Source organism: Rhodopseudomonas palustris (assembly GCF_034479375.1).
Taxonomy (GTDB): domain Bacteria; phylum Pseudomonadota; class Alphaproteobacteria; order Rhizobiales; family Xanthobacteraceae; genus Rhodopseudomonas; species Rhodopseudomonas palustris_M.
Map to the genome: position 1 here is coordinate 3,685,650 of NZ_CP140155.1, position 15,671 is coordinate 3,701,320.

Sequence of the window (15,671 nt, forward strand, 5' to 3'; positions counted from 1 at the left end):
GATTCCGGGTTCGCCCGCAGCTTCGCTGCGTGCGCCCCGGAATGACGTTGCTCAGCCCTTGTCGTTCTCGAGCTTCGGGATGTGCGAGCCCTCGCCGGCCGACAGCAGGCCTGCCTTGGCGAAGATGTTCAGCTTGGCGCGGGTGTCGGCGATGTCGAGGTTGCGCATCGTCAGTTGGCCGATGCGATCGCCCGGCGTGAACGGCGCGTCCTCGACCTTCTCCATGCTCAGCCGCTCCGGCGCATAGGTCAGATTGGGGCTTTCGGTGTTCAGGATCGAGTAGTCGTTGCCGCGGCGCAGTTCGAGCGTCACTTCGCCCGTGATGGCGCGCGCCACCCAGCGCTGCGCGGTCTCGCGCAGCATCAGGGCCTGCGAGTCGAACCAGCGGCCCTGATACAGCAGGCGGCCGAGCCGCATGCCGTTGATGCGGTACTGCTCGATGGTGTCTTCGTTGTGGATGCCGGTGACGAGGCGCTCATAGGCGATGTGCAGCAGCGCCATGCCGGGCGCCTCGTAGATGCCGCGGCTCTTGGCCTCGATGATGCGGTTCTCGATCTGGTCGCTCATGCCGAGCCCGTGCCGGCCGCCGATCGCATTGGCCTCCAGGAACAGCGCGACCGGATCGGCGAAGCTCTTGCCGTTCAGCGCGACCGGCTGGCCCTCCTCGAACCGCACCGAGACGGTCTCGGCCTTGACGGCGCAGTCGTCGCGCCAGAACGGCACGCCCATGATCGGATTGACGATCTTGATGCCCGAGTCGAGGTGTTCGAGATCCTTGGCCTCGTGGGTGGCGCCGAGCAGATTGCTGTCGGTCGAATACGCCTTCTCCGAACTCATCTTGTAGGCGAAGCCGGCGGCGGTCATGAACGCCGACATTTCGGCGCGGCCGCCGAGTTCGTCGATGAACTGCTGATCGAGCCAGGGCTTGTAGATCCGCAGGTCCGGATTGGTCAGCAGCCCGTAGCGATAGAACCGCTCGATATCGTTGCCCTTGTAGGTCGAGCCGTCGCCCCAGATGTTGACGCCGTCTTCCTTCATGGCCGACACCAGCATGGTGCCGGTGACGGCGCGGCCGAGCGGCGTGGTGTTGAAATAAGCGATGCCGCCGGTCGAGACGTGGAAGGCGCCGGCCTGGATCGCGGCGATGCCCTCGTGCACCAGTTGCGACCGGCAATCGACGAGGCGAGCCTTCTCGGCGCCGAACTCCATCGCTTTACGCGGGATCTCGTCGTAGTCGGCCTCGTCAGGCTGTCCCAGGTTCGCCGTATAGGCGAACACGCGGGCGCCTTTCTGCTTCATCCACAGCAGCGCGGCGCTGGTATCGAGCCCGCCCGAAAACGCGATGCCGACGTTTTCACCTTTGGGCAGGTTTTTCAGGATCGTACTCATTGGGACTTCCAATCGGCTGGGGCGGCTTGCGGCGCGAATATCAAACTTCGTGCCGACGGGCACGCGTTTTCATCGTGACGGGATCGGTGAATGTCGCTCACACCGCAGGCGCGGGCGTCGGCGCAGGCCCGACGTCGCGGCCGCGGCGCTTCTGCCGCCACCGGTACAGCGGCCAGAACGCCCGGGTCAGCGCAGCATCGACGCCGGCGTCGGTGGTCCGGCTCCAGGCCCAGCGGTAGATCAGGGCGTAGAGCAGCCAGATCACCAGGAATGTGACGAGGCCCGCGATCGCAACGTCGGTGAAGAAATGCCCGCCGAACGCGATCCGCAGCCCGCTGGTCACGGTGCCGAACACGAAGGCGGCCGCATAGGCGTAGGGCCGCACCGAGGGCGGCGTCAGCGCCGCCGGCGCGAAGGTCCAATACGCCGTGGCGCCCTCACCGGAGAAGAACGAGCAGTTCTTCGGGCAGGCGCCGCGCGGGTCCCACCACGCCTTGAACTGCCACGGGCCGTTGAATTCGGCGACCGCGACCGGGCGCGGCCGGCCCCAATGGGTCTTGAAGGTCAGGTTGGTGAGGATGCCGGCCGACAGCGTGATCGAGATCAGCAGGAACGCGACGGTGCGGCCGGGCATCACCAGCGGCCGGTCCGGGCGCACCATCTTGAACACCAGCGCGAAGATCGACGGCGCGGCGATCGCCCAGGCGATCCACATCGCCAGATTGCGCACGAATTCCAGCTCCTGATCCGCGCGCATCGGGAAGGTCTTGGTCGCAGGATCGTAGAACAGCCCGGACAGCCAAAGATCCAGCCCGGGGAAAAGCCCGAACACCAATCCGATCGCAGCGAACAGCGCCAGCGCGATGTGAAGTCCCGTACGGTTCATGGCGGGGGTTTAACCGAGGCGTCGGGGGATGGAAAGACGGGCCGCCGGTGCTCGCGAGGGCTCCGGCTGCGGCCCGGCGTCTCAGGGCGAAGGCTGCGACGGCGGCGGGGTCTGCGGAGCCGGTGACGGCGCTTGCGGCACCGGCGGAGGCCCGGGTCGCGCCGTCCGCAGCCGCGGCGGGTCGCGCCACAGGCCGGCATTGCGGCCGGCGATCAGCCAGTACACCAGCCCGCCGATGATGCCGGCGCCGGTCATGATTTCGAGATGCCGCCGGACGATGCCGTCGAACTGCAGCGTGCCCGGGTCGAACGGCACCAGCCCGAGATAGCAGCCGACGCCGACCAGGCCGCCGCCGATCGCATAGACCAGCGCGCTGCGGATCGAAAACGCTTCGGTCACCAGCACGATGATCAGCGCCGGCAGCAGCGCGAAGCCCGACACGAAGATGAAGCCGAAGCCGAGCACGATATTCATCGCGTCCGGATCGAGCGGGCCGCCGGCGAGGTCGCTCAGTTCGGGAAACAGCATCGTCCCGACCACCACCAGCCCCGCCGCAAGGCTGGCGAACAGGAAGCCGAAGGCGATCGCGAACAGCCGGCCGATCAGCGACATGGCACGGCCTCGACGTCGGCTTGCCGCGACCACCTCTCCTTCGTCATGCCCGGGCTCGTCCCGGGCATCCACGATACGGCGGCCCGGCTCACGGCGAAGACGTGGATGGCCGGGACAAGCCCGGCCATGACGGCGGTTGGGGTGACGCCCGCTTTCTTCCGCACCGTCATTGCCGGGCTTGACCCGGCAATCCATCCTCTTCGAAGAAGATGGACACGCGGGCCTTCGCCGCGCCGAAGGGGCTTCGGCCCCGAAGGCGGGTCAAGCCCGCGTGTGACGTCGGTATGTGTAGCAACGCCCATTAATCCGTCATCGCCATGGCGCGGAGCGCATCACGCTCGCGGACCGACAGCTTCTCGGTTTCGGATTTGAGCTGGCCGCAGGCGGCCAGAATGTCGCGGCCGCGCGGCGTGCGCACCGGCGACGAATAGCCGGCGTTGAAGACATACTCCGAGAACTTCTCGATCTGGTCCCAGTCCGAGCACTCGTATTTCGAGCCGGGCCAGGGGTTGAACGGGATCAGATTGATCTTGGCCGGAATGCCCTTCAGCAACTGCACCAGCCGGCGCGCATCGTCGAGCGAATCGTTGACGCCCTTCAGCATCACATATTCGAAGGTGATGCGGCGCGCATTCGAGGCGCCGGGATAGTCGCGGCAGGCCTGCAGCAGCTCTTTCAGCGGATATTTGCGGTTCAGCGGCACAAGCTCGTCGCGCAATTCGTCGCGCACCGCGTGCAGCGAAATCGCCAGCATCACACCGATCTCGTCGCCGGTGCGGGCGATGTTCGGCACCACGCCGGAGGTCGACAGCGTCACCCGCCGCCGCGAAATGCCGATGCCTTCATTGTCGGTGACGATCAAGAGCGCGTCGCGCACCGCTTCGAAATTGTACAACGGCTCGCCCATGCCCATCATCACCACGTTGGTGACGAGGCGGTTGCCGTTCGGGGTCTCGCGATCGATCCAGTCGCCCAGCCGATCCCGCGCCACCATCACCTGGCCGACGATCTCGCCGGCGGTGAGGTTGCGCACCAGCCGCTGGGTGCCGGTGTGGCAGAACGAGCAGTTCAGCGTGCAGCCGACCTGGCTGGATACGCACAACGTGCCGCGGTCGGTCTCCGGAATGTAGACGCACTCGACCTCGTGCGCCTTCTGCACGTCGTCGCCGCTCGGCAGCCGCAGCAGCCATTTGCGGGTGCCGTCATTGGAAATCTGCTCGGCCACCACTTCGGGCCGGTCGACCGTGAAATGGTCGCCGAGCTGCGCCCGCATCTCCTTGGAGACGTTGGTCATTTCGGCGAAATCGCGGGCGCCGCGGACATACATCCAGTGCCACAGCTGCTGCGCCCGCATCTTGCGCTGGCCCGACGCCACGCCGATCGCGCCCAGCTTTTCGGCCAGTTCGGCGCGCGACAGCCCAATCAGCGACGGCTTAGCCGGCGGGACGTAGGTCTCCAACGGAACTTTTTCGAGCGGGGCGGCGGATACGGCGATGGTCATGGCGGTCCGGTTCAGGCGACAAAGGCAATCGCGGCAAAACGAGCCTCATCCTGAGGAGCGGCCGCCAGGCCGCGTCTCGAAGGATGAAACGGCAGGGCACATCATGGTTCGAGACGCCCGCCGGAGGCGGGCTCCTCACCACGAGGGCCGAACCAAATCGCACAGGCCCGAAACCCAGCTTTCAGATAGGCTTTTTCGGCAGTTCTGCAAAGCCACGAATCGGGGCAGCCGCCCTGCTCAGCCGCCGCAGTTCTGCGCCACCTTGTCGAGCGCCTGCGCCAGGCCCTTCAGCGAAAACGTGTCGGTGGTCGCGGTTCCCTTGGCGGAAACGCCCTTGACGGTGACCTCCGGCCCCTTGCGCAGCGCCTCGACCAGACGGTCTTCCTCGGCTGCGTTCTTGATCCAGAGGCCATCGCCCTGAGTGTACATCGCGAACGACGCCCCGCCGACTTCCATGGTGGATTCCGAACCGGGCTTCAGCGGATAGCCGATCATCACCGACACCTCGTTGACCACCTTTTCGGCCGGCCGGGTCGAAATGAAAGCATAGGCCGGATCGCGCGGCCGGTTCGGCGGGTTGGTCTTGGACGACGACGGCTTGGCGAGCACGAAACAGACCCGCTTGCCGTTCGGCGTCGCCATATAGGCGCCCCAGCTGCCGAACTGGCCGATCAACGTCGGCTCGGGCCCCCCCGCCACATTGGCCGGCTCCGGCTTGGCGGGCGCGCCTTTCGACGCCGGACGCGCCTGCGCGGCGCTGCCCGCGCTCCACACCATCGCCCCCGCAACGGCGGCAATCAGAATTCGCCTCGCACTCATGCACAAGTCAGTCATGGGCAAGTCTGGTCCCTCATCATTGTGACTGCAAAATGGCTTGCGGGGTCGCCTGAACACGGGACCCGGAATAGCCGGGATGGCCGATTCTGGAAAGGCGTCGAACAACGCTTCGGGCGCTTTCACCCGTCACCGCAGGTATCTGCCGTACAGTCCGCGGATCGCCGCCGTGCGCCCGGCGACAGCGGCATTGCGTTCGGCGCGGACCGAAACCGATTGTCCGGCGCGACCAAATCCGGCAAGAACGCCCGACAACCAGAAACCTCGTACCCGGGTGGATTCATGAAGGCGATACTCTGCCAGCAATATTGCGGTCCCGACGATCTCGTTCTCACCGAGATCCCCGATCCGGTCGCCGGCCCCGGCGAAGCGGTGATCGCGATCAAGGCGGCGGCGCTGAACTTCTTCGACATCCTGATGATTCAGGGCAAGTACCAGATCAAGCCGCCATTCCCGTTTTCGCCCGGCGCCGAAGTCGCCGGCGTGATCGAGAGCGTCGGCGACGGCGTCACCGATCTGAAGGTCGGCGACCGCGTGGTGGCCTCCTGCGGCCACAATGGCGCGCGCGAGAAGATCGCGCTTCCGGCCTCGGCGATCATCAAGATCCCGGATAATCTCGACTACGATCGCGCCGCCGGCATCATCATCATCTACGGCACCGCACTGCATGCGCTGGACGATCGCGCCAGCCCGAAGCCGGGCGAGACGCTGGCCGTGCTCGGCGCCGCCGGCGGCACCGGCCTCGCCGCCTGCGAACTCGGCAAGCTGATGGGCCTGAAGGTGATCGCCTGCGCCTCGTCCGACGAGAAGCTGGAATTCGCCAAGCAGCACGGCGCCGAGCTGACGCTGAACTACGCCAAGGAAGATCTGAAAGAAGGCCTGAAGAAGCTGACCGGCGGCAAGGGCGTCGACATCATCTTCGATCCGGTCGGCGGCAGCTATGCCGAAGCCGCGCTGCGCTCGATCGCGTGGGAAGGCCGTTTCCTGGTGATCGGCTTCGCCGCCGGCGACATTCCGAAAATGCCGCTCAACCTCGCGCTGCTGAAGGGCTGCGACATCCGCGGCGTGTTCTGGGGCGCCTGGACCAGGATCAACCCGGCCAAGCACCGCGCCAATCTGGAAAAGCTGGTGCAGTGGGCCGCCGAGGGCAAGATCTCCTCGCATGTCGACCGCACCTTCCCGCTGGCGCAGACCGCCGACGCGCTCAACGTGCTCGGCGGCCGCCAGGCGATGGGCAAGGTGATCCTGCATCCCTGAGAATGCTGAATCGTAGGGTGGGTTAGCGCGCAGCGCGTAACCCACCGATTCACGTCGCCGCGCGAAGATGGTGGGTTACGGCGCAAGAGCGCCTAACCCACCCTACGCGTGATCGCGTTACGCTGGCGTCAACTCCGGCCTCGTAGCCGCGGCGGGCTCGCTTGCGACCGGTTGCGCGCTAGCCAGCAACCCCGGCACCAGCGCTTCGGCGGCATTGGCTCCGGAGATGACCACCGCTTCGACCCCGGCGCCGATATTGCCGCCGCCGGCGATCACCAGATGGCGCAGCGGGGTCTTCGAGCCCTTGAGCTGTCCCGCGGTCGACATCCCGTAGATCGAGCCGAAGCTCGCCCAGTCGTAGCGGGCGTAGGTCACCGGGCTGGCGTCGGTGCGATAGACGATGTGCTGCGACAGACCCGGGATCGCGGTCTCGGCGGCGGCGATCATGCGATCGCCGAATTCGTCCTTGCGCCGCAAGTAATCGGCAGAGCGCCGCCACTCCTTCCAGTCGTTGCCGCCGCCTGCTGACGGAAACCAGCTCCGCGCCTCGTCGTGCGGCACCAGCGCGATCAGCGACAGGATCGAATGTCCCGGCGGCGCGGCGGTGGAATCGCATTTCGACATCATCGCGATGCCGAGCTGCATCGGCGCGTGCAGATGCGTCGATGGGCCGAGGTCGGGGATGAAATCGACCCCGAGATGCACGCTGAAGCAGGAATTCGCCGGCGCCGCCGCGGCGAGATCATCGCGAACGCCGCGCGGCAGTGCCGCCGCGGGCACCAGTTCGAGCAGCGTGCGTTTGAAGTCGGCATTCGACACCACCGCACGGGCGCGCACCGTCTCGCCTGTGGCGAGCACCACGCCGGCTGCACTGCCGTTCTCGACGATGATCTGCTTCACCGCGGTCTTCAGCCGGATTTCACCGCCACGCGCCGTGATCGCCTCGACCAGCGCATCGGCGACGACGCCGGAACCGCCGCGCGGATAATAGCCGCCGTGGAAGTAGTAGCCGAAGATCGGCACCATCCGGGCGCAGCTCGGCGGCTCGCTGCCGTCGCCGATATAGCCCGCCAGCCCGTCTATGACCTCGACCACAGCGGGATCGCTGACATGTGCGGCGACCAGTTCGGCGAACGGCCGGTTCATCCATTTGTAGGCGTGCGGATGCGCGCGCGGAAACGCCAGTAATTCGTCGATCGTCGCCGGCGGTCCGGGAACGCCGCCGCGGCTCGCCGCCGTCGAGAACATGTCGTCGAAGATCGCCTTGGTCTCCTCGAACAGCGACTTGATCCCGGCGGCGCTGTCCGGAAACCGCTCGCCGAGCACGCGGACGTAGTCGCGCCAGTCCGGCGGCACATCGATTGCGCCGGCCGCGGTGTGGAAGCTCTGCGTCACCCGCTCCCACGCGATTCGGTCGGCGACGCCGAGCCGCCGCATCAGCGTGTTGAACGGGCCACCCGGCTGCACGCCGGAGAAATCGTGTGGCCCGGCGTCGAAGCGGTACAGCACCGGCCTGTTGAGATGATGCGCCTTGCGCAGATACGTATGGCAGTAACCGCCGGCGACGACGTGCTGATCGAACACCTTCACCTTCAGCCCCGCATCGGCGAGCAGGGCCGCGGCGGTCAGCCCTCCGATGCCGGCGCCGATCACCGCAACGTCGCAATCCGCCTCGGTGTCGCCCGCGAAGGACGGCGCCGGCCAGCGATAGGTTTCGCCCGAAGCGGCCAGCCGCTGCAGAACGACGCGGATCGCGAGCTTCGGCCCGAAGATCGAGATCAGCGCGCCGACCGTGACGATCGCGGTGATCACTTCGCTCGGTGCGCCGATAAAGCGGCAGGCGGCGATCGCGGCGAACAGCACCGCCCACAGCGCGGTGATCGCGGCGTTGATGACGAAGAACTGCGGCGTGGCGGCATTGTCCGGATAGGCGGCGCGGGCGTAGTCCGCGGTCCACGGCCGCCGCGCCAAGAGGCTCGCCACGCTGATCGCGGAAAGTCCCGCGAACGACAGCCACAGCGCGCTCGCCGCCGCAAACTCGGGCGCCACGAGCAGCAACCCGCCGAGGCCGAGAAACAGCACCAGCCCGCCGACTTCGAGCATGAACAGTTCGCGGCGCCACGCGCGCCAGGCGTTGCCGGCGAGCGATAGCGCGAGCCCCGCGCCGATCGCCCAGTCGACGTGGTGCATCGCCAGCAGCGCCCAGAACAACGCGAACGGCACCAGCACCAGTTTCACGGTCAGGAACGTCTTCATCGCGGCCTCCGGGGTCGGAATCATCGCCCGTGGCTACGCCGGAGCCATTGAGCGGCCGCAACATTGACGCCGCCAACGCTTTCGGTACCATCGGGTACCGAATTCATATCACATCTGGTACCGATTGGTACCGGCAACCAGCAGCCTGCGACAAACATACCTAACCCGATGAATGAGCGATCGAAAATAAGCGACGATCCGCGCCGCGGGGCGATCCTGCAGGCGGCGTTCGACGTCTTCGTCGAAAAGGGCTTCGACGCTGCGACCACCGCCGAGATCGTCCGCCGGGCGAAAACCTCGAAGCGGACGCTGTACGCATTCTTCGCCAGCAAGCAGGACATCCTGACCGCGCTGGTGCGCTACGGCAGCCAGAAGCTGCAGCCGTCGCCGGAGCTACCGGCGCCGCAGAACCGCGCCCAGTTCCTCGCCGTGCTGGAGCAGTTCGGCCGCGGGTTTCTCGGCGAATTGCTGCATCCCGAGCGCACCGCGATGTATCGCCTGGCGATCGCCGAAGCCGGACGCGGCGGCGCGCTGGTGGCGCGCGAGCTCGACGCCAACGGCCGGCAGCCGGTGATGCGGGCGGCCACGCGATTCTTCGATCAGGCCGCGGCGCGCGGCATCATCCGGCGCGCGGACATCGCGACGCTGCTCAGCGTTTATTTCTCGGTGCTGATCGGCTTCGCGCAGTTGCAGACGCTGCTCGGCACCGAGCCGCCGCTCGACGCCGAGGCGATCGCCCAGCGCGCCGCACTGGCGACGCGGGCGATGGAGCGGATGATGCAGCCGGACAATTCGGACAGTTAGGGCAGATCGCGACTAAGCCTCGTCCAGTCCGCGCTGCATCGCGTTGCGGGCCGCTTCGCGGTGGGCGGGGGTGATGTTGCTCGCGACCATGCGCAGCGCGGTGGCGAGGATCGCGGCGTCGTCGGTGAATCCGAGGATCGGCAGGATGTCCGGCATGAAGTCGAACGGCAGCACGAAATAGGCGATAGCGCCGAGCAGCGCGACCTGGACATGCCGCGGCGTCTGGCGGTCGAACGCGCAGTAATAGGCGGCGAGGATGTCTTCGGCGAACGGCAGATGCGCCGCGACCCGCTTGATCTTGTGCCAGAACCTGCGGCGCACGCTCTCGGGATCCTGCGCGAGCTTGTCGGCCGGCTCGAAGCCAACGCTGTGTTCGGTGGTCATCGCGTCCCCTCCGCGCGTGCGGAAATGCAGTCGTCCTTGCCCTTCCATCTGGTGATCAGGACGTCCCGCCGCAACCTGGGCGGAAACTCACGCGACACCGAATTGCGCCGCGATCGCATTCATCGCCGTCGCCAGTTCGATGTCGCGTACCGTCACGCCGCCGGCGTCGTGGGTGGTCAGCACCACCTCCACGGTCTTGTAGACGTTGCGCCATTCCGGGTGATGGTCGGCCTTCTCGGCGACCAGAGCGGCGCGAGTCATGAAGCCGAACGCCTCGTTGAAATCCTCGAACACGAAGCTGCGCGCGATCGCATCGCGGCCCTCGACCTCGCTCCAGCCTGGTAAGCCCTGCAGCGCCTGCTGCCGCTCCTTGCCCGTCAGCCGCTCGACCATGCCGCTCTCCTCACGTCAAGTTTATCGGGTGGACCCGTTCCGCGCCGAACTCGGCCACAAAGGGCGGGCCAGATGTTCGTCTGCGCCGCTTCACCATAACGGGCGGAGCAGCAAAACGGAAAGTCTCGCACGGCGATGGAACTGCTATGATGGGGCTGTGACCGGGATGGATTTCAAGCGACTGTTTGCCCGGTCGATGGACGAGCCCGAACCGGTGGACCCGTTGCTGCATGCGTCTCCGCGCCCGGTGCGGCGGAGAACGACGCTGATTTCGCTGGCCGCCATTCTGGCGCTGGTCGGCACCATCAGCGCTGCCTATTATTTCGCGATGCGGCCGGCGACGCTGAAGATCGCAGTCGGCCCGCAGGCCAGCGACGATCTGCGCCTCATTCAAGGGCTGGCGCAGGTGTTCGCGCGCGAGCGCAATATCGTCCGGATGCGGCCGATCGTCACCGACGGGCCGGCGGCGAGCGCCGCGGCGCTGAAATCCGACGCCACCGATCTCGCGGTGATCCGCGGCGATCTGCCGGTGCCGCGCAACGCCCGCTCGGTCGCGGTGCTGCACAAGAACGTCGCCGTGCTGTGGGCGCCCGGCAGAGCTGCGACCGGCAAACGCAAGAAGGCCGCGGTCGCCGGGATCACCACCATCACCCAACTGCTCGGCAAGCGCGTCGGCGTCATCGGCCGCACCGAAGCCAATGCGGGGCTGCTCGAGGTGATCCTGCGGCAATACGGCGTCGACCCGGCGAGGGTCGAAAACGTGCAGCTCGCGGTCGGCGAGGTCGCCGAAGCGGTGCGTGCCCGCAAGGTGGATGCTTTCCTGGCCGCAGGACCGCTCAACAGCAAGGTGATCGGGGAGGCACTGGCCGCGACCGCGAGTTCCGGCCGGGAGCCGGTGTTCCTCGGCATCGATTCGTCCGAAGCGCTCGCCGCCAACCATCCGTCCTACGAATCGGCCTCGATCCCGGCGGGCGCCTTCGGCGGCGCCCCGGCGCGTCCGGTCGACGACGTCAAGACCATCAGCTTTTCGCACTACATCGTGGCGCGCGACGGCGTCTCCGACAGCACCATCGCGAGCTTCACCCAGCAATTGTTCACGGCGCGCCAGACCGTGATGACCGAGAACCCGCTGGCGGCGAAGATCGAGACGCCCGACACCGACAAGGACGCGGTGATCCCGGTACAGGCCGGCGCCGCCGCCTATGTGGACGGCGAGGAGCGCAGCTTTCTCGACCGCTACAGCGACCTGATCTGGTTCTCGCTGATGGGCCTGTCGGCGACCGGCTCGCTCGGCGCATGGTTCGCCAGCTATCTGCGCAAGGACGAGCGCAACAGCAACGTCTCGCAGCGCGACCGGCTGCTCGACATGCTGGCCGCGGCGCGGCGATGCGACGCGCAGGACGAACTCGACGCGATGCAGACCGAAGCCGACGCGATCCTGCGCGACGCGCTGAACTGCTACGAGAATGGCGGCATCGACAGCGCGGCGTTGACCGCCTTCAGCATCGCGCTGGAGCAGTTCCACAACGCCGTGGTCGATCGCAAGATGCTGCTGGCGGCACTGCCGCCGCCGCAGCCGATCCGCCCGGCGCGGCCGCAGGTGGTGTGAGCGCCGGCGTGATCACGCGCGGCGCAGCCGCCGCCAGCCGATCACGACGCCGCTGACCGAGATCACCAGCCCCGCCAGCGACAGCACGATCACCACGATGTCCCACGCCGGCCGATGCGCGATCAGCACCGGGAAGTCGAAACTGTGCAGCGCGTTGAACAGCCAGCGATAGACCCGGCGGCTGTGATCGCTGCGGCCGAGAATTTCGCCGGTCGCGGGATCGAGGTGATACCAGGTGGCGGCGTCATCGTCGAAGCCGGCGCGCAACACCGGCAGCACGCGCTGATGATGATGCGAGTACCAATAGGCGTCGGGCTCCTCCAGCCGCTGCCGCAGCGTCATCGTGGCGTCGGGCAGCAGCCGCGTCGCCGCATTGAATATCCGCTCCTGTGACAGCGTCCGCGACGCGCCGCTCGCCGGATCGGCCACGCTCTGCGTTCCGTCGCGATGCGCCAGCAACATCAGCGGCGCGCCGCCGACCCAGATGAAGCGCGCTTCGACCACGCCGGGTCGATCCCGCGCCGGCAACGTGGCCGCGATCGTCGGCGCGTCGTGACCGGCATAGCGCTGCAGCGCCTCGCGACTGTCGCCGCGCCGCGCGAACAGGTCGAACGGATTGACCGACAGCCAGCCCGAGGCCATCCAGGTCAGCACCAGTATGCCGGCGACGAGGCCGGTCAGATGATGCCACGCCATCCAGCCGCGATACGGTGTGATCCGGCCCGACGCATAGCGCCGCCGCAGCCCGGCGCGCAGCAGCCCGATCCAGATTCCACTGATCGCGACCAGTATGCAGACGCCAGAGGTCCACATCACCACCTGCCGCCACAGCGGCGCGTCCTGGCGCAGAACGGTGAGATAGATCCAGTGCGGGATCGCGCCGAGCCAGTTCCAGACGCGCTCGTGACGATTGGTGTCGAGCACGATCTCGCCGGTCTTCTGCGAGACGTAAAGCTGTGTGCCGGCGTCGTCGCCGAGGCCGATCAGAAACAGCGGCCGCAACGGATCGAACCGCGCCGTCAGGCTCCATTGGTCGCGATCGACGATGTCGAGCAGTGCCGGCGCGACCGCGGCGGGATGATGCCGCGCGATCGCCACCGCCTGTTCGGCGCCGATGTCGCCGAGCGCGCGGCCGTCGACGGCGGAGATCGCCTGCCGCCCATTGGCGCCGGAGAGCCGGTAGACCGGCTCGCCGTCCTGCATCGCCAGCCGCAAGTCGCGCGGATAGCGCCGCAGCCCCGCCGCCGCCATCGCCTGATCGGGAGAGAGCCGGACCTCGCTGAAGGCAAGATCCGGCAGCGCCGCCCAGCGCTCCTTCGCGTCGAAGGCCGGGAACGCCACATACATCATCACCACGCCGGACACGAACCAGATCGCGAACAACAGACAGCACGCGATCCCGAGCCAGCGGTGGCCGAGATACAGCCACCGCTTCAGCCGCCGCACCACACGATGCATCGTCAGAACTTGACGTTGTAGGACAGCTCCGCGGTGCGGGGCATTCCGAGGATCCACTGCGTGGTGCCGCCGGAGGTCGCGTAGACCGTGTCGAACATGTTGTAGACACGAAGCGCGAAGGTCTGCTGCGCATCCGGCTTCCACATCAGGCCGGCATTGACGACATTGTAGGCCGGCCGCACCAGCGTGTTGGCGTTGTCGGCATAGGTATCGCCGACGAGCTGCACGCCGGCATTGGCCGACCAGGTCGGTGCGAACGCCCAGGTCGCCCAGATGTTGCTGACCACCTGCGGCACGTTGGCCGGCACATTGCCGGCGTAGTTCACCACCCGACCGCCGACCACCTGGGTGAAGTCGTCGTATTTGGCGCGCAGCCAGGCGACATTGGCGTCGAGCCGCAAGGTGTCGGTGACCTTGACGCCCGCCGACGCCTCGATGCCGCGCGAGGATTGCTGGCCGATCTGCAGCGGGTTGGTGTTTTTGGGGTCGGACGGATCGCGCGCCAGCAGGTTGTTCTTGACGATCTGATAGGCCGACAGCGTCCATTCGGCGCGGCCGCCGGCGAGTTGCTGCTTGATGCCGATTTCGACCTGCTTGCCGGTCGACAGCGCGAAGTCGCGGTTGACGCCGGTCATGGTGATCAGATTGGTGACCGGATCGACCGCGGTCGAATACTGCCCGTAGAGCGCCAGATCCGGGATCGGATTGTACACCAGCCCGGCGCGCCAGCTCGGCGCCGAATAGGTCTTCTCGAAACTGTTCGACGGCGTCACGAAATCGGTGCGCTCGACCGTCGGATGATCGGACCGGACTCCCGTGACCACCGATAATTGTTCGGTCAGGCTGAGTCGGTTCTCGGCGAAGAGGCCGTATTGGGTGGTCAGCGTATGGAAGCTCGGCCGGGTCGAGCTCACCCAGAGAAAGCCGCCGGGATCGAAATTGTAAGGGGTGACGGTGGACGTGCCGGAATAGGGCGAATTATTGGTGTGGCTGAAGGCGATCCGGTTGACGTCGAAGCCGGCGACGAATTCGTTGGCGAGGCCGAACAGGTGACCCTTGAAGGTCGCGTCGGTCCGGCTGCCGATTTGCTCCTGATCGTGGAAGATCTCGATGTAGGAGCTGCGGTTGATGTTGCCGGTCGACGGGCTGTAGGCGTAGCTCTCGACGTCCTTCCAGTGCCGGTGGCTGCTGAGATAATAGCTGACGTTTTTCACCGAGACGCCGGGGGTGACGTCCCACTCGGTCTTGAGCTGGGTCCAGTTGTCGCGATAGCGGATGCTGCTGTCGCCGACATTGTAGTTCTGGAACCGCAGCGATTTGTCGATCTGGCCTCCCACCAGCGGCGTGCCGAAATAGCGCGACGGGCTGCGATCGGCGTAGTCCTCGCTCAGCGTGAAGGCGAGATTGTCGGCGGCCTGCACCCGCACCGAACCGGAGATCGCGACATTCGAGGTGTTGTCGCGATCGACCCAGCCGTCCGACATGTTGCCGATCGCCGCCAGCCGATAGCTGACATTCGGGTTGATCGGACCGCCCGAGTCGACCGCGAGCCGCCGCGTCAGATTGGTGTCGAGCGAGATCTCGGCCTCGTTGCGCGGCAGCCAGAGCGGCTTCTTCGAAATGACATTGATGGCGCCGCCGATCGCGCCTTCGCCGTACATCACCGAGGCCGGGCCGCGCAGCACCTCGATGCGCTGCGCCGTCCAGGTGTCGAACGGGAACGTCATGGTGCCCGAGCCGACATACATCCGGGTGCCGTCATACAGCGACATCACCGTGCCGTTGCCGCTGAAGCCGCGGGTCGCGAAGGACAGGCCGCCATTGCCGGGCGCGGGGCTCGCGGTGAAGCCGGTCGCGTTCTGCGTCACCGCGTCGGTCACATTGTGCTGGCCGCGCTCGGCGATGGTTTCGCTCTTGATGATTTCGACCGAGGCCGGCGTCTGCAGCGGCGTCAGTCCGAGCCGGCTGGCGCTGGATGCCATCGTGCCGAGGTTGAAGGTCGGCACCGCCGCCACGGCGGCAGACGGCGCCGCGGCTGCGGGCGCAGCCGTCGGGCGCGACGAGGGCGCTTGAGATCGGCGCAGGCGCGACGAGCCGGCGGTCGATGCCGCCGCGCGCGGCTTGGCGGGTCGTGCGGTCTGACCTTCGACCACGATCGGGTCGAGGCCGCGCGGCGCTGATTGGGCTTGGCCGGCAGCCGGCCACAGCAGAGCCGTCAAGGCGACGGAGGACAACAGGCGACGGTTGCGCCCGGAAGCAGTCGGAGAGGGGAACATCGAAGGACTCGC

The 15,671-nt window shown here is 67.0% G+C and carries 13 protein-coding genes; 3 read left to right on the forward strand and 10 right to left on the reverse strand.

Going from position 1 to position 15,671, the window contains the following annotated elements:
• Window positions 1-51: 51 nt before the first annotated feature.
• The 5 genes from argG to SR870_RS16670 all read right to left on the reverse strand — a co-directional run bounded on the left by argG (window position 52) and on the right by SR870_RS16670 (window position 5,207).
• Window positions 52-1,389 carry an argininosuccinate synthase gene (gene argG / locus SR870_RS16650; RefSeq protein WP_322514653.1) on the reverse strand — a complete coding sequence of 446 codons (1,338 nt, stop codon included), beginning with the start codon at window positions 1,387-1,389 and terminating at the stop codon, window positions 52-54.
• A 97-nt stretch (window positions 1,390-1,486) separates the two neighbouring features.
• Window positions 1,487-2,275: a phosphatase PAP2 family protein gene (locus SR870_RS16655; RefSeq protein ID WP_322514654.1), complete on the reverse strand. Its 789-nt coding sequence runs from the start codon at window positions 2,273-2,275 to the stop codon at window positions 1,487-1,489.
• Between the two features lie 81 nt (window positions 2,276-2,356).
• The gene (locus tag SR870_RS16660; RefSeq protein WP_322514655.1) at window positions 2,357-2,887 is read right to left on the reverse strand and encodes a hypothetical protein; all 531 of its coding nucleotides are present in this window, start codon (window positions 2,885-2,887) and stop codon (window positions 2,357-2,359) included.
• Window positions 2,888-3,188: 301 nt separating this feature from the next.
• A complete protein-coding gene (rlmN, locus tag SR870_RS16665) occupies window positions 3,189-4,388 on the reverse strand; it encodes a 23S rRNA (adenine(2503)-C(2))-methyltransferase RlmN (protein WP_322514656.1) in 1,200 nt (399 codons plus the stop codon).
• Between the two features lie 237 nt (window positions 4,389-4,625).
• Window positions 4,626-5,207 carry an invasion associated locus B family protein gene (locus SR870_RS16670; RefSeq protein WP_322518287.1) on the reverse strand — a complete coding sequence of 194 codons (582 nt, stop codon included), beginning with the start codon at window positions 5,205-5,207 and terminating at the stop codon, window positions 4,626-4,628.
• A gap of 297 nt (window positions 5,208-5,504) precedes the next feature.
• Here SR870_RS16670 and SR870_RS16675 point away from each other — a divergent pair, with 297 nt between their 5' ends.
• Complete coding sequence (locus SR870_RS16675; protein ID WP_322514657.1) at window positions 5,505-6,479, forward strand: NADPH:quinone oxidoreductase family protein; 975 nt, start codon at window positions 5,505-5,507, stop codon at window positions 6,477-6,479.
• A 117-nt stretch (window positions 6,480-6,596) separates the two neighbouring features.
• Here SR870_RS16675 and SR870_RS16680 read toward each other — a convergent pair whose 3' ends face one another.
• Entirely contained in the window at window positions 6,597-8,735 is a 2,139-nt protein-coding gene (locus tag SR870_RS16680; protein ID WP_322514658.1) for an NAD(P)/FAD-dependent oxidoreductase, read from the reverse strand.
• Between the two features lie 168 nt (window positions 8,736-8,903).
• On the opposite strand from SR870_RS16680, the gene SR870_RS16685 reads away from it, so the two are divergent.
• Entirely contained in the window at window positions 8,904-9,539 is a 636-nt protein-coding gene (locus SR870_RS16685; protein ID WP_322514659.1) for a TetR/AcrR family transcriptional regulator, read from the forward strand.
• 12 nt (window positions 9,540-9,551) lie between these two features.
• Here SR870_RS16685 and SR870_RS16690 read toward each other — a convergent pair whose 3' ends face one another.
• Window positions 9,552-9,923: a YkvA family protein gene (locus tag SR870_RS16690; protein WP_322514660.1), complete on the reverse strand. Its 372-nt coding sequence runs from the start codon at window positions 9,921-9,923 to the stop codon at window positions 9,552-9,554.
• Between the two features lie 87 nt (window positions 9,924-10,010).
• Entirely contained in the window at window positions 10,011-10,316 is a 306-nt protein-coding gene (locus tag SR870_RS16695) for a 4a-hydroxytetrahydrobiopterin dehydratase (protein WP_322514661.1), read from the reverse strand.
• A gap of 166 nt (window positions 10,317-10,482) precedes the next feature.
• On the opposite strand from SR870_RS16695, the gene SR870_RS16700 reads away from it, so the two are divergent.
• Window positions 10,483-11,925 (forward strand): TAXI family TRAP transporter solute-binding subunit, encoded by a 1,443-nt coding sequence (locus SR870_RS16700; protein WP_322514662.1) that lies wholly within the window; start codon window positions 10,483-10,485, stop codon window positions 11,923-11,925.
• 12 nt (window positions 11,926-11,937) lie between these two features.
• On the opposite strand, the gene SR870_RS16705 is transcribed toward SR870_RS16700, so the two are convergent.
• Both SR870_RS16705 and SR870_RS16710 read right to left on the reverse strand, forming a co-directional pair.
• On the reverse strand, window positions 11,938-13,383 hold the full coding sequence (locus SR870_RS16705; protein ID WP_322514663.1) for a PepSY domain-containing protein: 1,446 nt from the start codon (window positions 13,381-13,383) through the stop codon (window positions 11,938-11,940).
• Window positions 13,384-13,385: 2 nt separating this feature from the next.
• Window positions 13,386-15,659: a TonB-dependent siderophore receptor gene (locus SR870_RS16710; RefSeq protein ID WP_322514664.1), complete on the reverse strand. Its 2,274-nt coding sequence runs from the start codon at window positions 15,657-15,659 to the stop codon at window positions 13,386-13,388.
• Window positions 15,660-15,671: the final 12 nt, after the last annotated feature.